This window comes from Pseudomonas sp. Van50 (assembly GCF_055390755.1).
The window spans coordinates 5,052,569-5,071,871 of record NZ_AP024343.1; the positions used below are offsets into that span (position 1 = coordinate 5,052,569).

Below are 19,303 nucleotides of genomic sequence, written 5' to 3' on the forward strand. Positions count from 1 at the left end.
CATGCCTATTGCATCTCAACGCCGACCCTTGCTGCGCTTGCTGTTGATCGGCCTGCTGGCCTGCCTGTTCACTTCGCCGGTGAGCGCCGAAACAGCCAAGCGCCTGCGCATTGGCATCACCTTGCACCCGTATTACAGCTACGTGGCCAACATCGTCGGCGACAAGGCCGAGGTCGTACCGCTGATCCCGGCCGGTTTCAACCCCCACGCCTATGAACCACGGGCCGAGGACATCAAGCGCATCAGCGGCCTCGACGTGATCGTGCTCAACGGCGTGGGCCATGACGACTTCGCCGACCGCATGATCGCCGCCAGCGAAACCCCGGACGTGAAAGTGATCGAGGCCAACGAAAACGTGCCCCTGCTGGCCGCCACCGGCACGGCGGCCCGAGGCGCGGGCAAGGTCGTGAACCCGCACACCTTCCTGTCCATCAGTGCCTCCATCGCCCAGGTCAATAACATCGCCCGGGAACTGGGCAAGCTCGACCCGGACAACGCCAAGGCCTATACCCAGAACGCCCGCGCCTATGGCAAGCGCCTGCGGCAGATGCGCGCCGCCGCCCTGGCGAAGCTGACCCAGGCTCCCAATGCCGAATTGCGGGTCGCCACGGTGCACGCTGCCTATGACTACCTGTTGCGCGAATTCGGCCTGGAAGTGACCGCCGTGGTCGAGCCGGCCCATGGCATCGAACCGAGCCCCAGCCAATTGAAGAAAACCATCGACCAACTGCGGGAGCTGGACGTGAAGGTGATCTTCTCGGAGATGGATTTCCCCTCCACCTACGTCGATACCATCCAACGTGAGTCGGGCGTGAAGCTGTACCCGCTCTCGCACATTTCCTACGGCGACTACAGCGCCGAGAAGTACGAAAAGGAAATGGCCGGCAACCTCGACACCGTGGTCCGGGCGATCCAGGAGTCCGGCGCATGACCGTCCAGGAACCCCTCACCCTGCAACGCGTCGGCCCCTTGATCGAGTTCGCCGAGGTCAGCCTGAACCTGGGCCGCACCACCATTCTCGACAACGTGGCCTTTCAGGTGGAACCCGGCAGCATCCATGCCCTGGTCGGCCCCAATGGCGGCGGCAAGAGTTCGCTGATCAAGACCTTGCTGGGACAGATGCCACACCAGGGACGCCTGAGCCTGCAATGGCCGGGCGAACCCGGGGTGATCGGCTACGTACCCCAGGCGTTGGAATTCGACCGGGGCCTGCCCATGACCGTGGACGATTTCATGGCGGCGATGTGTCAGCGGCGGCCGGCCTTTCTCGGCTTGAGCAAGCATTACGCCGGCGCCATCGGCCAGGCCCTGGAGCGGGTCGGCATGCAGGACAAGCGCAAGCGGCGCATGGGCGCGCTGTCCGGCGGCGAGCGCCAGCGGGTGTTGCTGGCCCAGGGGTTGATTCCCTCGCCGCAATTGCTGGTGCTGGATGAACCGATGTCGGCCCTGGACGAGGCCGGTATCCAGGTGTTCGAACGGCTGCTGCAGGACTGGCGCCAGGCCGGGATCACCGTGCTGTGGATCGAACATGACCTGGAAGCCGTCGGGCGCCTGGCCGACCGTGTCACCGGCCTGAATCGCCGCGTGCTGTTCGACGGCCCGCCACGCCAGACCTTGACCCCGGAACGGCTGCTGACGCTGTTTTCCACCCATCCACGCACGAACGGGAGCGCGGCCTGATGAGTTATGAAGCCTTTCGCTTGATGGTCCAGGGTTGGGCCTCGGCCGGTTACCTGCCTGAAGCGCTGGCCTATGGGTTCGTGGTCAATGCGTTGTTGGCCGGGCTGTTGATCGGCCCGGTGCTGGGCGGCCTCGGCACGCTGGTGGTGGTCAAGCGCTTCGCGTTTTTTTCCGAGGCGGTGGGCCATGCGGCGCTCACCGGCGTGGCCATCGGCATCCTGCTCGGCGAACCCTACACCGGGCCTTACGGCAGCCTGTTCGGCTACTGCCTGTTGTTTGGCATCCTGCTCAATTACCTGCGCAACCGCACCGGCCTGGCGCCCGATACGCTGATCGGCGTCTTCCTGTCGGTGTCCCTGGCCCTGGGCGCCAGCCTGCTGTTGATCCTGGCGGGCAAGATCAATGTGCACATTCTGGAAAACGTATTGTTCGGCTCGGTGCTGACGGTCAATGGCAATGACCTGCTGGTGCTGGCGGTGGTCGGCTCGCTGGTGATGGCCCTGGCCTTGCCGCTGTACAACCGCATCATGCTCGCCAGCTTCAACCCGCAACTGGCGTCGGTGCGCGGGGTGGCGGTCAAGACCCTGGACTACCTGTTCGTGGTCCTGGTGACGCTGATCACCGTGGCGGCGGTGAAAGTCATCGGTGCCATTCTGGTGGGCGCGTTGCTGGTGATCCCCGCTGCGGCGGCGCGCCTGCTCAGTCAATCATTGAAAGGCTTTTTCTGGTGTTCAGTGCTGATCGCCACCGTCAGCACTTTGTGCGGGATCCTCGCGCCGATTGTGTTCGACCTGCCGATCCCGTCCGGCGCCGCGATCATCCTGGTGGCCGGCATCGCCTTCGCCCTGAGCGCCATCGCCCGCGGTGTCGTCCCCAGCCTCAAAGGGAATCTTGGATAAATGGTTTTTTCATTGCGACAACTGACCCTGGCCGTCGCGTTGTGCGGCGTGGCCGTCACCTCGTCATTCGCCAGCGAAAAGGTTCGTCTGCTGGCATCGCTGCCAGTCACCTATGGATTGAGCGAAGCTTTGCTCAAGGGCACCGAGGTCAGCCTGGAGCGGGCCGCGCCCGCCAATCTGCCCGGCACCCGCCAGAGTGCCTACTTCAGCGGTCGTGGTGCACCAGCCTTGAGCAAACTGGCCAGCGCTGCCGACGGGGTGATCGGCCTGCGCTCGCTATGGCCGGACGATCCGCTGTACCCCATGGCCCGACGCAGCAATATCCGCATCGTCGAAGTCGATGCCGCGCGCCCGGTGGACGGCGCCCTGCCCGGCATCGCCGTGCAACCGGGCATGGCCGACGGCCTGGCGAGCCAGCCGTGGATGGCCAGCCATAACCTGGGGCGCATGGCCGACGTGATCGCCGCCGACCTGGTGCGCCTGGCCCCGGCGGACAAACCGAAAATCGACGCCAACCTGGCGGCACTCAAGCAGCGCCTGCTCAAACTCAGCGCCGACAGCGAAAAACGCCTCGCCAGCGCCGATAACCTGAGCGTGGTCAGCCTGAGCGAACACTTCGGCTACCTGATCAGCGGGCTCAACCTGGACGCCATCAGCACCGATACCCGGCCTGATACCGAATGGACCGCCGAAACCCTCAAGCAATTGAGTACGACGTTGAAGGACAACGACGTGGCGCTGGTGCTCCATCATCGCCAGCCTTCGGATGCGCTGAAGGCAGCCATTGCCGAGGGCGGCAGCCAGTTGCTGGTGCTCAGCATCGATGCCGACGACCCGGTGGCGGAGCTGGAAAGTAATGCAGTGCTGGTCGTCACCGCGCTGACGGGAGGCTGACAACAATCCATGTGGGAGCGAGCTTGCTCGCGATGAGGCCAGCACATACAACATCCATGTCAGCCGACACACCGCCATCGCGAGCAAGCTCGCTCCCACAGTTTGATCGGTGACAGATGAGATTCCGGATCCACTGAAAATCCCCTGTGGGAGCGAGCTTGCTCGCGATGAGGCCAGCACATACAACATCCATGTCAGCCGACACACCGCCATCGCGAGCAAGCTCGCTCCCACAGTTTGATCGGTGACAGATGAGATTCCGGATCCACTGAAAATCCCCTGTGGGAGCGAGCTTGCTCGCGATGAGGCCAGCACATCCAACATCCATGTAGGCTGATACACCGCTATCGCGAGCAAGCTCGCTCCCACAGCTTTTTCGACTCAGTTCAGGACATCCCCCGGCACCCGCACGAACCCTTCCATCAACACCCGCGCGCTGCGGCTCATGATGGCTTTTTTAACGGTCCATTCGCCGTTGACCACGCTGGCCTCGGCGCCGACGCGCAAGGTGCCGGACGGGTGGCCGAAACGCACGGCGTTACGCTCGATGCCGCCGGCGGCCAGGTTCACCAGGGTGCCGGAAATCGCTGCGGCGGTGCCGATGGCCACCGCTGCGGTGCCCATCATGGCGTGGTGCAGCTTGCCCATGGACAACGCCCGCACCAGCAAGTCGACATCCCCCGCCGCCACGGCTTTTCCGCTGGAGGAAAGGTAATCCGCCGGCGGCGCGACAAACGCCACTTTCGGTGTGTGCTGGCGCTGGGCCGCTTCGTCCAGGTGCTTGATCAAGCCCATGCGCAAGGCACCGTGGGCGCGAATGGTTTCGAACATCGCCAACGCCTTGGGATCGCTGTTGATCGCCCCCTGCAATTCAGTGCCAGTGTAGCCGACATCGCGGGCATTGATGAAAATCGTCGGGATCCCCGCGTTGATCAGCGTCGCCTTGAAGGTACCAACACCGGGCACTTCCAAGTCGTCCACCAGGTTGCCGGTGGGAAACATCGAGCCACCACCGCCCTCCTCCTCGGCCGCCGGGTCCATGAACTCCAATTGCACTTCGGCCGCTGGAAAGGTCACGCCGTCGAGTTCGAAGTCCCCGGTTTCCTGCACCACGCCCTCGGTGATTGGCACATGGGCAATGATGGTCTTGCCGATGTTGGCCTGCCAGATCCGTACCACGGCCACGCCGTTTTGCGGAATCCGGTCGGACGCCACCAAACCGCTGCTGATGGCAAACGACCCCACCGCCGCCGACAGGTTGCCGCAGTTGCCGCTCCAGTCCACAAACGGCTTATCGATGGACACCTGGCCGAACAGGTAATCGACATCGTGGTCGGCCCGGGTGCTCCTGGACAGGATCACCGTCTTGCTGGTGCTGGACGTTGCGCCGCCCATGCCATCGATCTGCTTCTCGTACGGGTCGGGGCTGCCGATCACCCGCAACAGCAGGGCATCCCGGACCGGGCCAGGAACGCGAGCCGCTTCGGGCAGGTCTTGCAGGCTGAAGAACACGCCTTTGCTGGTGCCGCCACGCATGTAGGTCGCGGGGATCTTGATTTGAGGCGAGTGAGCCATGTGCTCTAACTCCTGAAAAAAGGGTGGCCGGAGAACGGACCACCCAAGCGATTTAAACGGCCACCGCCGATTCCAGGAAGTCCTGGGCAAAGCGTTGCAACACGCCCCCGGCTTCATAGATCGACACTTCTTCGGCGGTATCGAGACGGCAGGTCACCGGCACTTCGACGCGCTCGCCGTTCTTGCGAGTGATGACCAGGGTCAGCGTCGCCCGCGGCGTGCGCTCGCCGATCACGTCATAGACTTCGCTGCCGTCGATGCCCAGGGTCTTGCGATCGGTGCCGGGCTTGAACTCCAGCGGCAACACGCCCATGCCCACCAGGTTGGTGCGGTGGATGCGTTCGAAACCCTCGGCGGCGATCGCCTCGACACCGGCCAGGCGCACACCCTTGGCCGCCCAGTCCCGGGACGAGCCCTGGCCGTAGTCGGCACCGGCAATGATGATCAGCGGCTGCTTGCGTTCCATGTAGGTCTCGATGGCCTCCCACATGCGCATGACCTTGCCTTCCGGCTCGACTCGGGCCAGGGAGCCCTGCTTGACCTTGCCGTTTTCCTGGACCATTTCGTTGAACAGTTTCGGGTTGGCGAAGGTGGCGCGCTGCGCGGTCAGGTGGTCACCGCGGTGGGTCGCGTAGGAGTTGAAGTCCTCTTCCGGCAGGCCCATTTTCGCCAGGTACTCGCCAGCGGCGCTGTCCAGCATGATGGCGTTGGACGGCGACAAATGGTCGGTGGTGATGTTGTCCGGCAGCACCGCCAGCGGGCGCATGCCCTTGAGTGGCCGCGCACCGGCCAGCGCCCCTTCCCAGTACGGCGGACGACGGATGTAGGTGCTTTGTGGGCGCCAGTCGTACAGCGGCGTCACTTTCGGCCCGGTGTCTTCCTGGATGGCGAACATCGGGATGTACACCTGGCGGAACTGCTCCGGCTTCACCGAAGCCTTGACCACCGCGTCGATTTCTTCGTCGCTCGGCCAGATGTCCTTGAGGCGGATCTCGCGACCGTCCACCACGCCCAGCACATCTTTTTCGATGTCGAAGCGGATGGTCCCGGCGATGGCATAAGCGACCACCAGGGGTGGCGATGCCAGGAACGCCTGCTTGGCGTACGGATGGATACGCCCGTCGAAGTTGCGGTTGCCCGACAACACGGCGGTGGCGTACAGGTCACGGTCGATGATTTCCTGCTGGATCACCGGGTCCAGCGCGCCCGACATGCCGTTGCAGGTGGTGCAGGCGAATGCCACCACGCCGAAGCCCAGCTTCTCGAGTTCGGACGTCAGGCCGGCCTCGTCCAGGTACAGCGCCACGGTTTTCGAGCCCGGGGCCAGGGACGACTTGACCCACGGCTTGCGGGCCAGGCCCAGGCGGTTGGCGTTGCGCGCCAGCAGGCCTGCGGCGATCACGTTGCGCGGGTTGCTGGTGTTGGTGCAACTGGTGATGGCGGCGATGATCACCGCGCCGTCGGGCATTTGCCCGGGCACATCGTCCCACTGGCCGGAAATGCCTTTGGCGGCCAGCTCCGACACCGCGACGCGGGCGTGGGGGTTGCTCGGGCCAGCCATGTTGCGTACTACCGAGGACAGGTCGAAGGTCAGGCCACGCTCGTACTGTGCGCCCTTGAGGCTATCGGCCCACAGGCCCACGTGCTTGGCATAGGTTTCCACCAACTGCACCTGGGTGTCTTCGCGGCCGGTGAGCTTCAGGTACTCGATCGTCTGTTGATCGATATGGAACATCGCCGCCGTAGCGCCGTATTCCGGGGCCATGTTGGAAATGGTCGCACGGTCGCCCAAGGTCAGGGCACTGGCGCCTTCACCGAAAAACTCCAGCCATGCCCCGACGACTTTTTGCTTGCGCAGGAACTCGGTCAGCGCCAGCACCATGTCGGTGGCGGTGATGCCCGGTTGCAGCTTGCCGGTCAGCTCGACGCCGACGATTTCCGGCAGGCGCATCCACGAGGCGCGACCGAGCATGACGCTTTCGGCCTCCAGGCCACCGACGCCGATGGCGATCACGCCCAGGGCATCGACGTGGGGGGTGTGGCTGTCGGTGCCGACGCAGGTGTCGGGGAACGCCACGCCGTCACGCTGCTGGATCACCGGTGACATTTTCTCCAGGTTGATCTGGTGCATGATCCCGTTGCCCGGCGGAATCACATCGACATTCTTGAAGGCTTTCTTGGTCCAGTTGATGAAGTGAAAGCGGTCTTCGTTGCGGCGGTCTTCGATGGCGCGGTTCTTGGCGAAGGCTTGCGGGTCGGCACCACCGCTTTCCACCGCCAGGGAATGGTCGACGATCAGTTGGGTCGGCACCACCGGATTGACCTGCGCCGGGTCGCCCCCCTGCAGGGCGATGGCGTCGCGCAGGCCGGCCAGGTCCACCAGGGCGGTCTGGCCGAGGATGTCATGGCACACCACGCGGGCCGGAAACCACGGGAAATCCAGGTCGCGCTTGCGCTCGATCAGTTGCAGCAGCGACTCGCGCAGCGTGGCCGGGTCGCAGCGACGCACTAGGTTTTCCGCCAGCACGCGGGAGGTGTACGGTAGGCCGTCATAGGCGCCGGGGCGGATGGCCTCCACTGCGCCGCGAACGTCGAAATAATCCAGCGAAGTGCCAGGCAGCGGTTTGCGAAATTCTGTGTTCATCGTCAGGACTCGGTCACGGTGGTTTCAGAAGGGGCTGGCGCAGTACTTGAAGTCCCCCCGGCCACTGTGGAGCGAGCTTGCTCGCGATAGCGGCGCATCCGTCGACATCAATGTTGAATGTCAGTGCGCAATCGCGAGCAAGCTCGCTCCCACAGGGTTTCGGGGTCATTTCAGTTCCGGCGGCTAAAACCCTCCAGCTCAGCGTTGTTCGATTGGCACGAACTTGCGCTGTTCGACGCCGGTGTATTCGGCGCTCGGTCGGATGATGCGGTTGTTGGCGCGTTGTTCGAACACGTGGGCGGCCCAGCCGGTCAGGCGCGAGCAGACGAAGATCGGCGTGAACAGCTTGGTCGGGATGCCCATGAAGTGGTACGCCGAGGCATGATAGAAATCGGCGTTGGGGAACAGCTTCTTCTGTTCCCACATGGTCTTGTCGATGGCTTCGGACACCGGGAACAGCACGGTATCGCCCACTTCGTCGGCGAGTTTTTTCGACCAGCCCTTGATCACCTCGTTGCGCGGGTCGTTGTCCTTATAGATCGCGTGGCCGAAGCCCATGATCTTGTCTTTGCGCGCGAGCATGCCGAGGGTGCCTTCGATGGCCTCCTGCGGTGAGCTGAAGCGCTCGATCATTTCCATCGCCGCTTCGTTGGCACCGCCATGCAACGGGCCACGCAGCGAGCCGATGGCGGCGGTGATGCAGGAGAACAGGTCCGACAGCGTGGAGGCGCAGACCCGGGCGGTGAAGGTCGAGGCGTTGAATTCGTGCTCGGCGTAGAGGATCAGCGAGACATTCATCACCTTGACGTGCAGCTCGCTCGGCTTCTTGCCGTGCAGCAAATGCAGGAAGTGGCCGCCGATGGACACTTCGTCGGTCACGCATTCGATGCGCTGGCCTTGGTGGCTGAAGCGATACCAGTAGCACATGATCGCCGGGAACGCGGCCAGCAGGCGATCGGTCTTGTCATGTTGCTGGGAAAAATCCTGCTCGGGTTCCAGGTTGCCCAGGAACGAGCAGCCGGTGCGCATCACGTCCATCGGGTGGGCGTCGGCGGGAATGCGCTCCAGCACTTCCTTCAAGGCTTGGGGCAGGTCGCGTAGCTGGCGCAGCTTACCGGTGTAGGCGTCCAACTGTGCCTGGGTCGGCAGTTCGCCGTACAGCAGCAGGTAGGCCACCTCTTCAAATTGCGCATCTGCCGCCAGGTCGCGAACGTCGTAGCCGCGATAGGTCAGGCCGGCACCCGATTGGCCCACGGTGGACAATGCGGTTTGCCCGGCTACCTGGCCACGGAGCCCGGCGCCACTGAGTACTTTTGCTTCGGCCATTTGCTGTCTCCATTTTCTTGAATTTGTAGGGGAGTCGCGCCTTACTTCTTCGCCGCGAACAACGCATCGAGCTTCTGCTCGAAGGTGTGGTAGTCGATGCGATCGTAAAGCTCCATGCGGGTCTGCATAGTATCGATGACATTCTGTTGCGTGCCGTCGCGGCGGATCGCGGTGTAGACGTTCTCGGCCGCCTTGTTCATGGCCCGGAAGGCCGACAGCGGGTACAGCACCAGGGACACGTCGGCCCCGGCCAGCTGTTCGGTGGTGTACAGCGGGGTCGCGCCGAATTCGGTGATGTTGGCCAGGATCGGCGCTTTCACGCGGCTGGCGAACAGCTTGTACATCTCAAGCTCGGTGATGGCTTCGGGGAAAATCATGTCGGCACCGGCCTCGATGCACGCGGCGGCGCGGTCCAGGGCCGATTCCAAGCCTTCCACCGCCAAGGCATCGGTACGGGCCATGATCACGAAACTGTCATCGGTACGGGCATCGACGGCAGCCTTGATACGGTCGACCATCTCTTGCTGGGAGACGATTTCCTTGTTCGGACGATGGCCGCAACGCTTGGCGCCGACCTGGTCTTCGATATGAATCGCCGCGGCGCCGAACTTGATCATCGACTTGACCGTGCGCGCCACGTTGAACGCCGAGGAACCGAAGCCGGTGTCCACGTCCACCAGCAGCGGCAGGTCGCACACATCGGTGATACGCCGTACATCGGTCAGCACGTCATCCAGGCCGGTGATGCCCAGGTCCGGCACGCCGAGGGAACCGGCCGCCACGCCGCCGCCCGACAGGTAGATCGCCTTGAAACCGGCGCGCTTGGCCAGCAGCGCGTGGTTGGCGTTGATCGTGCCCACCACTTGCAGCGGATGCTCGCTGGCGACCGCATCGCGGAAACGCTGGCCTGGAGTGCTGTTGCTCATGACTCACCTCGTTCAGTGGCGGCGCTGTCCTGGAAATGACGCGCGATATTGCGTTTGGAGGCGCCGATGTGCCGGCGCATCAATAATTCAGCCAGTTCGCCGTCACGGTCGGCGATGGCGTCGAGAATCCGGTGGTGCTCGGCAAATGCCTGGCGCGGACGGTTGGGCGTGGTGGAGAACTGGATCCGGTACATGCGCACCAGTTGGTACAGCTCGCCGCACAGCATCTGCGTCAGGGTGCGGTTGCCGCTGCCCTGGATGATCCGGTAATGAAAGTCGAAATCGCCTTCCTGCTGGTAATAACCGACACCGGCCTGGAACGCCGCATCGCGCTCGTGGGTTTCCAGCACCCGGCGCAGTTCGTCGATTTCTTCCAGGGTCATGCGTTCGGCCGCCAGGCGGCAGGCCATGCCTTCGAGGGATTCACGGATTTCGTAGAGTTCCAGCAGCTCGGCGTGGCTCAGCGACACCACCCGGGCACCGACGTGGGGAATGCGCACCAGCAGGCGCTGGCCTTCCAGGCGGTGAATGGCCTCGCGCAGCGGCCCGCGGCTGATGCCGTAGGTGCGCGCCAGCTCAGGCTCGGAGATCTTGCTGCCGGGGGCGATCTCGCCCTTGACGATGGCGGCCTGGATACGCCGGAAGACGTTCTCGGACAGGGTCTCCGAGTCGTCCTGGACCATCACCGGACTTTCGAGCTGATCGAGCATATTGTCGACACCTTGGAAATCAATACGGCAAAAACTAACCAACAACGGCCTTTACGTCAAAACAAAAATCAACATTGTCGACAATCGTCTAATAAACGCCCTGGAGATAACCCTGTTGCATGAAGACTCGTAGCCTCCGGCCAGCGGTGGCGTCAGAAAACCACCGTGCTAGAATGCCGCGGTTATTCGCCGCTCTCCTTTTATTAGAGAAAGGCTGCCTAGGGAGCTTGTGCAGTAATGCCAGGGCCTGAACCGATAAACGGAACGCTGCGCACCAGGATCTATGACACTCAAGCCCTTATCTGCCGCTTTCTATTTCATGTGCCTGCCGGGGCTTGCCGTGGCGGGTGAAAAAACCGTGTACGGCCTCAACGAATACGCCGCCCTGCAGGGCATCGACCTGGAGGTCGCCGCCAAGCTCGACACCGGCGCCAAGACCGCCTCCCTCAGCGCCCGGGACATCAAGCGCTTCAAGCGCAATGGCGAATCCTGGGTGCGTTTTTACCTGGCCATCGACGCAGCCCACTCGCACCCCATCGAACGTCCGCTGGCCCGGGTCAGCAAGATCAAGCGCCGCGCCGGTGACTACGACCCGGAAGAAGGCAAGAAATACACGGCCCGGCCAGTCATCGAACTGGACATCTGCATGGGTTCGGCCCTGCGCAGCATCGAAGTGAACCTGACCGACCGCAGCGCCTTCCAATACCCGTTGCTGATCGGTTCCGAGGCGCTCAAGCGCTTCGACGCGCTGGTCGATCCCAGTCTTAAATACGCTGCCGGCAAACCCGCCTGCGCCAATGCCGCTCAAACCGCAGAGTAATTCCAATGCGCTCCCTTACCCTCCATCTGAAAATGCTGATCGCCATCCTGGTGGTGCTGGGCCTGTCGGTGACGGCCTATCAGATTTTCGTGCTCGGCATCCCGGTCACCGAAGACGCCACCGACGATTTGTGGAACATCGACGCCAAGGTCGAATTCGTGCCCAACGCCAAGGACCCGGTGAAGATCCAGATGTTCGTGCCGCCCCTGAGCCGCGACTACGTGAGCCTCAACGAGAGTTTCATTTCCAATAATTACGGCGTGGCGGTGAACCGGGTCGACGGTAACCGCAAAGTGACCTGGTCAGCCCGTCGCGCCAAGGGCAACCAGACCCTTTATTACCGCCTGGTACTGACCAAGCGCTACAGCGCCGAGAAAACCAAGGTCAAGGGCCCGACCTTCCGCGACAGCATCGCCGTCGAAGGCCCGGAGAAACTGGCCGCCGAAGCCCTGCTCGCGCCGATCCGCCAGCACTCGGCCGACGTCGAGACGTTCATCAGCGAAGCGATCAAGCGGGTCAACAACCTCAACGACGACAACGTCAAGCTGTTGCTGGCCGGTGATCCTTCCTCGGCCAACAAGGCGCGCATCGTCGAATTGGTGCTGTCCATCGCCCACGTGCCGGTGGAAAAGGTCCACACCATCCGCCTGGTCGCCGACCAGCCGCAGACACCCGAGCTGTGGCTGCGCAGCTTCAACGGCACCGACTGGCTGTACTTCAACCCGGATAGCGGCGAACAGGGCCTGCCCACCGACCGCCTGCTGTGGTGGACCGGCGATGAAAACCTGATCACCGTCGATGGCGGCAAGAAAGCCACCGTCACCTTCAGCATGAACAACAGCGAAATGAACGCCATTCGCCTGGCCAAGCTGACGGACGAGAACACCGACGCCAACTTCCTCGAATATTCGCTCTACGGCCTGCCGCTGCAAACCCAGCAAACCTTCATGATCATGGTGATGATCCCGATCGGCGTGCTGGTGATCCTGATACTGCGCAACCTGATCGGCCTGCAAACCCTCGGGACCTTCACCCCGGTGCTGATCGCCCTGGCCTTCCGGGAAACCCAACTGGGCTTCGGCATCATCCTGTTCACGGTAATCACGACGCTGGGTCTGTCGCTGCGTTCGTACCTGGAACACCTCAAGTTGCAGATGCTGCCAAGGCTCTCGGTGGTGCTGACGTTCGTGGTGGTGCTGATCGCCGCCATCAGCCTGTTCAGCCATAAGCTGGGCCTGGAGCGTGGCCTGTCGGTGGCGCTGTTCCCGATGGTGATCCTGACCATGACTATCGAACGCCTGTCCATCACCTGGGAAGAACGCGGCGCCGGCCATGCGATGAAAGTCGCCATCGGCACCTTGTTCGCCGCGTCCCTGGCGCACCTGATCATGAGCGTGCCGGAACTGGTGTACTTCGTGTTCACGTTCCCGGCGATCCTGCTGATCCTGGTGGGCTTCATGCTGGCCATGGGGCGTTATCGCGGCTACCGCCTGACCGAGTTGGTCCGGTTCAAGGCCTTCCTCAAGGCAGACTCCTGATGTTCGGCTTCTGGAAGACCTGGAAGGCCCTGGAAGCCCGGGGCATCATGGGCATCAATCGGCGTAACGCCGACTATGTGCTCAAGTACAACAAGCGCAGCCTGTACCCCATCGTCGATGACAAGATCATCACCAAGGAACGGGCCATCGCCGCCGGCATCCATGTGCCGGAGCTGTACGGGGTGATCTCCACCGAGAAAGAAATCGACAAGCTCGACGAGATCATCGGCGGGCGCACCGACTTCGTGATCAAGCCGGCCCAGGGCGCTGGCGGCGACGGCATCATCGTCATCGCCGACCGCTTCGAAGGCCGCTACCGCACGGTGTCCGGCAAGATCATCAGCCATGAGGAAATCGAGCACCATGTCTCCAGTATCCTCACGGGCCTGTATTCCTTGGGCGGGCACCGTGACCGGGCGCTGATCGAGTACCGCGTGACGCCGGACCAGATCTTCAAGAGCATCAGCTACGAGGGCGTGCCGGACATCCGCATCATCGTGCTGATGGGCTATCCGGTGATGGCCATGCTGCGGCTGCCAACCCGGCAGTCCGGCGGCAAGGCCAACCTGCACCAAGGCGCTATCGGCGTGGGCGTCGACCTCGCCACGGGCCTGACCCTGCGCGGCACCTGGCTGAACAACATCATCACCAAACACCCCGACACCACCAACACGGTGGACGGCGTGCAACTGCCCTACTGGGACGGTTTCATGAAACTGGCCGCCGGTTGCTATGAACTGTGCGGGCTGGGCTACATCGGCGTCGACATGGTGCTGGACCAGGAGAAAGGGCCGTTGATCCTGGAACTGAATGCCCGACCGGGCCTGAACATCCAGATCGCCAACGACTGCGGCCTGACCCTGCGCACCCACGCGGTGGAAGCCCGCCTGGAAGAACTCAAGGAACGGGGCGTTATCGAAACCGCGGAAGAGCGCGTGGCGTTTGCCCAGGAGCTGTTTGGGCATATTCCGCCGGTTGAAGGCTGAGACTGAGGTTTGAAGTTTGCTCCTGTGGCGAGGGAGCTTGCTCCCGCTGGGGTGCGAATCGCCCCTCAAAACCCAGCACCGCGGTGCATCAGGCTGACCGCGTTCAACTGCCTGGGGGTTGCTGCGCAACCCAGCGGGAGCAAGCTCCCTCGCCACAAGGTGTTCACACCCGAATATTTTCGATAGCCCCCATACTTGCTCATCTCCGACATCCCCCTAGGAGCAAATCCTACAGGGGATTACAATCGCTCCCCCGCCTGAATGGCTGACCCGCCCCGCCCATGCCAACCTGCTCCGTACACCCGTTGCCCTACCGCACCAACCCCGCCGAGTATTTCGCGGCGATCCGTCATGCCCCGGGCAGCGTGCTGCTCGACAGCGGCCGGCCGAGTGCCGAGCGTGGGCGTTACGACCTGCTCAGCGCCTGGCCGCTGGCACAACTGGCGGTGTTGCCGAATGAGAGCGGCAGCGATTTCCTGCAACGCCTGCGCATCCAGCTGACGCAACTGGGCGACGCGGTGCTGCCGGCCACGGTGCAATTGCCTTTCGCTGGCGGCCTGATCGGCTACTTGAGCTACGACTTCGGCCGACACCTCGAAACCCTGCCGTCCCACGCCCAGGACGATCTGCAACTGCCCGACGCACGTTTTGGCGTGTACGACTGGGCTTTGATCAGCGATCACCAGGCGAGCACCAGCCAACTGGTGTTCCATCCCCATTGTGGCGAAGACGAACGCCAACGCCTGATCGCGCTGTTCAGCCAGCCGACCACCGCCGCCGTTCCCTCGTTCAGCCTTGAAGGACCGATGACGCCGGACCTCAGTGCCGAAGCCTACCGACAGGCGTTCGAACGTATCCAGGCATACATCCAGGCCGGCGACTGCTATCAGGTCAACTTTGCCCAACGCTTCCGCGCGCCCTGCCAAGGTGATGCCTGGGCCGCCTACCAGGCGTTGCGGGCGGCTTGCCCGACACCGTTTTCCGGCTTCCAGAGCCTGCCGGAGGGCGGCGCGGTACTGAGCCTGTCCCCAGAGCGCTTCGTCAAAGTCAGCGAAGGCCAGGTGGAAACCCGGCCGATCAAGGGCACCCGCCCCCGCGGCACAACGCCCGAGGAAGACGCGGCCCACGCCGCCGAACTGCTGGCCAGCCCCAAGGATCGGGCGGAAAACCTGATGATCGTCGACCTGCTGCGCAACGACCTGGGCCGTACCTGCCGTATCGGCTCGGTGCGGGTGCCGGAGTTGTTCAGCCTGGAAAGCTACCCGAACGTGCATCACCTGGTCAGCAGCGTGACCGGCGAACTGGCCGACGACAAGGACGCCCTGGACCTGATCGCCGGCAGCTTCCCCGGCGGCTCGATCACCGGCGCGCCGAAAATCCGCGCCATGCAAATCATCGACGAACTCGAGCCGACCCGGCGCGGGCTGTATTGCGGCTCGTTGCTGTACCTGGACGTGCGCGGGGAAATGGACAGTTCCATCGCCATCCGCAGTTTGTTGGTCAAGGATGGGCAGGTGTGCTGCTGGGGCGGCGGCGGGATTGTCGCGGATTCGGACTGGGAGGCCGAGTATCAGGAGTCGATTACTAAGGTTCGGGTGTTGCTGGAAACCTTGCAAAGCCTCTAAAAGCATCGCGGGCAAGCCTTGCTCCCACAGACTGGCGCTTTACCCCTGTGGGAGCAAGGCTTGCCCGCGATGACAGTGTGTCAGTCAACATCAATGCCGACTGGCACACCGCTATCGCGAGCAAGCTCGCTCCCACAGGTTTTTTACTTACAGGCTGAGATGGCGGTTCGAAGCCTTGAGGAATTCCTGCTTCAACTCGGCGAACGTGTGCACCGCCGGGAATTGCGGGAATTCACGGATCACGTTCTCCGGCGCATGGAACAGAATCCCGGCGTCGGCTTCGCCCAGCATCGTGGTGTCGTTATAGGAATCGCCCGCTGCAATCACTCGGTAGTACAGGCTCTTGAAAGCCAAAACCGACTGGCGCTTGGGATCTTTCTGACGCAACTGGTACCCCGTCACCCGCCCGCTGTCATCGGTAACCAAGCGATGGCAGAGCAAAGTCGGGAAGCCCAGCTGGCGCATCAACGGTTGGGAAAATTCGTAGAACGTGTCGGAAAGAATCACCACCTGGAAGCGCTCGCGCAGCCAGTCGACGAATTCGATGGCGCCGTCCAGCGGCTGGAGGGTGGCGATGACTTCCTGGATGTCGGAGAGCTTGAGGCCATGCTCATCAAGGATGCGCAACCGTTGCTTCATCAGCACGTCGTAGTCGGGAATGTCCCGAGTGGTTGCCCTGAGGGATTCAATCCCGGTTTTTTCGGCAAAGGCGATCCAGATCTCCGGGACCAGCACACCTTCCAGGTCGAGACAGGCAATTTCCACAAGACACTCCCATTTTTTCTGATGTTTATCGGTTGAGCGAATAAAAGGCTTGCCGACTCTAGCCATTCGCCAGAGCCCGCGCAACGCACAGGAGCGCGCCAGCCCCGACAGCTTTTGTTACCATCAGCCCCATATAGAGCGCCCAGCGCCACCGACCTGTAGGAAACCGCCCTGATGAGCCCATCGTTCGACGTCGTGGAACTCGCCACGACCTATGCCAACAAGTCCCCCCAGGACATCCTCAAGCTGGCCTTCGCCGAATTCGGCGACGAGCTGTGGATATCGTTCAGCGGCGCCGAAGACGTGGTGCTGGTGGACATGGCCTGGAAACTGAACAAGAACGTCAAGGTGTTCAGCCTCGACACCGGTCGCCTGCACCCGGAGACCTATCGCTTCATCGATCAGGTGCGCGAGCACTACAAGATCGACATCGAACTGGTCTCGCCGGACTACACGAAACTTGAACCCTTCGTGAAGGAAAAAGGCCTGTTCAGCTTCTACAAGGACGGTCACGGCGAGTGCTGCGGCATCCGCAAGATCGAGCCGCTGCGCCGCAAGCTGACCGATGTCCGCGCCTGGGCCACCGGCCAGCGCCGCGACCAGAGCCCCGGCACCCGCAGCCAGGTGGCCGTGCTGGAAATCGACACGGCGTTTTCCACCCCGGAGCGCACCCTGTACAAATTCAACCCCCTGTCGCAGATGACCAGCGAAGAAGTCTGGGGTTACATCCGCATGCTGGAACTGCCCTACAACAGCCTGCATGAACGCGGCTTCATCAGCATCGGCTGCGAACCCTGCACCCGCCCGGTGCTGCCGAACCAGCACGAACGCGAAGGTCGCTGGTGGTGGGAAGAAGCCACGCAGAAAGAATGCGGGCTGCACGCCGGAAACATCATCGCCAAATCCAAGACCGTCTAAGCGTCCGCCGCCCTCTGTACACAAAAATGTCACCACAAGTGGCATTTTTGTGTGCACTTATGTCGTTACTGCCCCGAAAAGTTACACCCAATTCCCCGCCTCACCTGGCTTCCTTCCTCCACTGGCGTTCGCCAAAAAATAAATACCTGTTTAAACGGTCAGCTTTAAATCGCCGTATTTCAGCTAGTTATTCAAAGACCATAACGAAACGAAATTAGCGTTACGTTGGATAGATCCGTAAGTGGCATAAATCTGGCTTGAGTCGCCAAGTGTTTTGTATACAACATTTATAAAACATACACACACTTTAGATCCGCAAGCCTGAAGCGCCCTATCCCGTACAGGCTGCAGATGCCCCGTAACCAATGATGCTCGCCTGCCGCGACGAAGATTTGTCGAGCCCCGCGCTCATGCACAGTCATCGCAGCGCCGAGAATCAGGAGCCTGCCGGAATGCGTACAAGTCTCTCCAATAACATCGCGCTGGATCTGCCCTCCTCCACCACTGCCCCCGATGACAACGCCGCAGCCTCCCTGGCCTTGAGCCCGCGGCTGCACAACAAGGACCTGGCGCCGACCAAGGCCGAAGGTCGCCGCTGGGGCCGCTACAGCATCTTTGCCCTGTGGACCAACGACGTGCACAACATCGCCAACTATTCCTTCGCCATCGGCCTGTATGCCCTGGGGCTGGGTGGCTGGCAGATCTTGCTGTCCCTGGGGATAGGCGCGGCACTGGTGTATGGCTTCATGAACCTGTCCGGCTACATGGGCCAGAAAACCGGGGTGCCGTTCCCGGTGATCAGCCGGATCAGCTTCGGGATCCACGGTGCGCAGATTCCTGCGTTGATCAGGGCGGTCATTGCGATTGCCTGGTTCGGGATCCAGACCTACCTGGCGTCGGTGGTGTTCCGCGTGTTGCTGGTGGCGGTCCATCCGGGCTTCGCCGACTACGACCGCAACTCGATCCTCGGCCTGTCGAGCCTGGGCTGGGTGTGTTTCGTGGCGATCTGGTTCGTGCAACTGGTGATCCTGGCCTACGGCATGGAGACGGTGCGCCGTTATGAAGGTTTCGCCGGTCCGGTGATCCTGGTGACCGTCGCGGCCCTGGCCGGTTGGATGTACACCCAGGCCGGCGCCACCATTGCCTGGTCGATCCGCGAGCCGCTGACCGGTGGCGAAATGTGGCGCAATATCTTTGCCGGCGGCGCGCTGTGGCTGTCGATCTACGGCACCTTGATCCTCAATTTCTGCGACTTCGCCCGCTCATCGCCATGCCGCCGAACCATCATCGTCGGCAATTTCTGGGGCCTGCCGGTGAACATCCTGGTGTTTGCCGGGATCACCATCCTGCTCTGCGGTGCGCAGTTCCAGATCAACGGGCAAATCATCGAAAGCCCGACCCAGGTCGTCGCCTCGATCCCCAACACGTTTCTTCTGGTGCTGGGCTGCCTGGCCTTCCTGATCGTCACCGTGGCGGTGAACATCATGGCCAACTTCGTCGCCCCGGCGTTCGTGCTCAGCAACCTGGCGCCCAAGTACCTGACCTTCCGCCGCGCCGGGCTGATCAGCGCCGCCATTGCCGTACTGATCCTGCCGTGGAACCTGTACAACAGCCCACTGGTGATCGTGTATTTCCTGTCCGGCCTCGGCGCCCTGCTCGGGCCGCTGTACGGGGTGATCATGGTCGACTACTGGCTGCTGCGAAAAGGCCGTATCAACGTGCCGCAACTGTACAGCGAGGACCCAAACGGTGCGTATTTCTACAGCAAGGGCGTCAACCTGCGTGCGGTGGCGGCGTTCATTCCGGCCGCGCTGATCGCCATCATCCTGGCCCTGGTGCCCGGTTTTGACGCCGTCTCACCGTTTTCCTGGCTGATTGGCGCTTCGATTGCAGGGCTGCTGTACCTGATCATCGCCAAGCGCGAAGCGTATTACGAGGACGTCAGCGGCGAATCCATCGCTGTGGATAACGTTCATCATTGATCCCTCAAACGGCCC

At 62.4% G+C, this 19,303-nt stretch carries 16 protein-coding genes; 10 read left to right on the forward strand and 6 right to left on the reverse strand.

The window, feature by feature from the left end; translation table 11 throughout:
• The first annotated feature begins 1 nt into the window (after position 1).
• Genes ACZ5M5_RS21335 through ACZ5M5_RS21350 form a run of 4 tightly spaced genes read left to right on the forward strand, consistent with a single transcriptional unit; the run spans position 2 to position 3,473 of the window.
• The gene (locus ACZ5M5_RS21335; RefSeq protein ID WP_092332497.1) at positions 2-931 is read left to right on the forward strand and encodes a metal ABC transporter solute-binding protein, Zn/Mn family; all 930 of its coding nucleotides are present in this window, start codon (positions 2-4) and stop codon (positions 929-931) included.
• On the forward strand, positions 928-1,680 hold the full coding sequence (locus ACZ5M5_RS21340; RefSeq protein WP_207282719.1) for a metal ABC transporter ATP-binding protein: 753 nt from the start codon (positions 928-930) through the stop codon (positions 1,678-1,680). Before ACZ5M5_RS21335 ends, ACZ5M5_RS21340 begins: the two co-directional genes overlap by 4 nt.
• Positions 1,680-2,579: a metal ABC transporter permease gene (locus tag ACZ5M5_RS21345; protein WP_464737950.1), complete on the forward strand. Its 900-nt coding sequence runs from the start codon at positions 1,680-1,682 to the stop codon at positions 2,577-2,579. Before ACZ5M5_RS21340 ends, ACZ5M5_RS21345 begins: the two co-directional genes overlap by 1 nt.
• Positions 2,580-3,473, forward strand: a complete 894-nt coding sequence (locus ACZ5M5_RS21350; protein ID WP_464737951.1) for a metal ABC transporter solute-binding protein, Zn/Mn family — start codon at positions 2,580-2,582, stop codon at positions 3,471-3,473.
• 381 nt (positions 3,474-3,854) lie between these two features.
• On the opposite strand, the gene prpF is transcribed toward ACZ5M5_RS21350, so the two are convergent.
• The 5 genes from prpF to ACZ5M5_RS21375 form a co-directional block, all read right to left on the reverse strand.
• Complete coding sequence (gene prpF, locus ACZ5M5_RS21355) at positions 3,855-5,048, reverse strand: 2-methylaconitate cis-trans isomerase PrpF (RefSeq protein WP_060741354.1); 1,194 nt, start codon at positions 5,046-5,048, stop codon at positions 3,855-3,857.
• Positions 5,049-5,100: 52 nt separating this feature from the next.
• Positions 5,101-7,692: a Fe/S-dependent 2-methylisocitrate dehydratase AcnD gene (gene acnD, locus ACZ5M5_RS21360; protein WP_464737952.1), complete on the reverse strand. Its 2,592-nt coding sequence runs from the start codon at positions 7,690-7,692 to the stop codon at positions 5,101-5,103.
• Between the two features lie 198 nt (positions 7,693-7,890).
• Positions 7,891-9,018: a bifunctional 2-methylcitrate synthase/citrate synthase gene (gene prpC / locus ACZ5M5_RS21365; RefSeq protein WP_063325004.1), complete on the reverse strand. Its 1,128-nt coding sequence runs from the start codon at positions 9,016-9,018 to the stop codon at positions 7,891-7,893.
• 41 nt (positions 9,019-9,059) lie between these two features.
• Positions 9,060-9,944 carry a methylisocitrate lyase gene (prpB, locus tag ACZ5M5_RS21370; protein WP_030137801.1) on the reverse strand — a complete coding sequence of 295 codons (885 nt, stop codon included), beginning with the start codon at positions 9,942-9,944 and terminating at the stop codon, positions 9,060-9,062.
• A complete protein-coding gene (locus ACZ5M5_RS21375; protein WP_103311020.1) occupies positions 9,941-10,654 on the reverse strand; it encodes a GntR family transcriptional regulator in 714 nt (237 codons plus the stop codon). The genes prpB and ACZ5M5_RS21375 overlap by 4 nt, the downstream gene beginning before the upstream one ends.
• 283 nt (positions 10,655-10,937) lie before the next feature.
• On the opposite strand from ACZ5M5_RS21375, the gene rloA reads away from it, so the two are divergent.
• The 4 genes from rloA (at position 10,938) to pabB (ending at position 15,623) form a co-directional block, all read left to right on the forward strand.
• Complete coding sequence (gene rloA, locus ACZ5M5_RS21380) at positions 10,938-11,474, forward strand: retropepsin-like aspartic peptidase RloA (protein ID WP_053186065.1); 537 nt, start codon at positions 10,938-10,940, stop codon at positions 11,472-11,474.
• Between the two features lie 5 nt (positions 11,475-11,479).
• Positions 11,480-13,012: an osmotic stress tolerance membrane protein RloB gene (gene rloB / locus ACZ5M5_RS21385; protein WP_060741350.1), complete on the forward strand. Its 1,533-nt coding sequence runs from the start codon at positions 11,480-11,482 to the stop codon at positions 13,010-13,012.
• The gene (locus tag ACZ5M5_RS21390; RefSeq protein WP_464737953.1) at positions 13,012-13,998 is read left to right on the forward strand and encodes an alpha-L-glutamate ligase-like protein; all 987 of its coding nucleotides are present in this window, start codon (positions 13,012-13,014) and stop codon (positions 13,996-13,998) included. Before rloB ends, ACZ5M5_RS21390 begins: the two co-directional genes overlap by 1 nt.
• A 281-nt stretch (positions 13,999-14,279) precedes the next feature.
• Positions 14,280-15,623 (forward strand): aminodeoxychorismate synthase component I, encoded by a 1,344-nt coding sequence (gene pabB, locus ACZ5M5_RS21395; RefSeq protein ID WP_464737954.1) that lies wholly within the window; start codon positions 14,280-14,282, stop codon positions 15,621-15,623.
• 147 nt (positions 15,624-15,770) lie between these two features.
• Here the strand turns inward: pabB and thrH are convergent, their stop codons facing one another.
• Entirely contained in the window at positions 15,771-16,388 is a 618-nt protein-coding gene (gene thrH, locus ACZ5M5_RS21400; RefSeq protein WP_060741347.1) for a bifunctional phosphoserine phosphatase/homoserine phosphotransferase ThrH, read from the reverse strand.
• A gap of 174 nt (positions 16,389-16,562) precedes the next feature.
• Between thrH and ACZ5M5_RS21405 the strand changes: the two genes are divergently transcribed.
• Both ACZ5M5_RS21405 and ACZ5M5_RS21410 read left to right on the forward strand, forming a co-directional pair.
• A complete protein-coding gene (locus ACZ5M5_RS21405; RefSeq protein WP_013693959.1) occupies positions 16,563-17,306 on the forward strand; it encodes a phosphoadenylyl-sulfate reductase in 744 nt (247 codons plus the stop codon).
• Positions 17,307-17,758: 452 nt separating this feature from the next.
• The gene (locus ACZ5M5_RS21410; protein WP_464737955.1) at positions 17,759-19,288 is read left to right on the forward strand and encodes an NCS1 family nucleobase:cation symporter-1; all 1,530 of its coding nucleotides are present in this window, start codon (positions 17,759-17,761) and stop codon (positions 19,286-19,288) included.
• Positions 19,289-19,303 lie beyond the last annotated feature (15 nt).

Excerpts from the sequence above, each read along its gene's own strand:
- ACZ5M5_RS21335 (WP_092332497.1), top strand. The coding sequence starts at position 2 with ATGCCTATTGCATCTCAACGCCGACCCTTGCTGCGCTTGCTGTTGATC.
- ACZ5M5_RS21340 (WP_207282719.1), top strand. The coding sequence starts at position 928 with ATGACCGTCCAGGAACCCCTCACCCTGCAACGCGTCGGCCCCTTGATC.
- ACZ5M5_RS21345 (WP_464737950.1), top strand. The coding sequence starts at position 1,680 with ATGAGTTATGAAGCCTTTCGCTTGATGGTCCAGGGTTGGGCCTCGGCC.
- ACZ5M5_RS21350 (WP_464737951.1), top strand. The coding sequence starts at position 2,580 with ATGGTTTTTTCATTGCGACAACTGACCCTGGCCGTCGCGTTGTGCGGC.
- prpF (WP_060741354.1), bottom strand. The coding sequence starts at position 5,048 with ATGGCTCACTCGCCTCAAATCAAGATCCCCGCGACCTACATGCGTGGC.
- acnD (WP_464737952.1), bottom strand. The coding sequence starts at position 7,692 with ATGAACACAGAATTTCGCAAACCGCTGCCTGGCACTTCGCTGGATTAT.
- prpC (WP_063325004.1), bottom strand. The coding sequence starts at position 9,018 with ATGGCCGAAGCAAAAGTACTCAGTGGCGCCGGGCTCCGTGGCCAGGTA.
- prpB (WP_030137801.1), bottom strand. The coding sequence starts at position 9,944 with ATGAGCAACAGCACTCCAGGCCAGCGTTTCCGCGATGCGGTCGCCAGC.
- ACZ5M5_RS21375 (WP_103311020.1), bottom strand. The coding sequence starts at position 10,654 with ATGCTCGATCAGCTCGAAAGTCCGGTGATGGTCCAGGACGACTCGGAG.
- rloA (WP_053186065.1), top strand. The coding sequence starts at position 10,938 with ATGACACTCAAGCCCTTATCTGCCGCTTTCTATTTCATGTGCCTGCCG.
- rloB (WP_060741350.1), top strand. The coding sequence starts at position 11,480 with ATGCGCTCCCTTACCCTCCATCTGAAAATGCTGATCGCCATCCTGGTG.
- ACZ5M5_RS21390 (WP_464737953.1), top strand. The coding sequence starts at position 13,012 with ATGTTCGGCTTCTGGAAGACCTGGAAGGCCCTGGAAGCCCGGGGCATC.
- pabB (WP_464737954.1), top strand. The coding sequence starts at position 14,280 with ATGCCAACCTGCTCCGTACACCCGTTGCCCTACCGCACCAACCCCGCC.
- ACZ5M5_RS21405 (WP_013693959.1), top strand. The coding sequence starts at position 16,563 with ATGAGCCCATCGTTCGACGTCGTGGAACTCGCCACGACCTATGCCAAC.
- ACZ5M5_RS21410 (WP_464737955.1), top strand. The coding sequence starts at position 17,759 with ATGCGTACAAGTCTCTCCAATAACATCGCGCTGGATCTGCCCTCCTCC.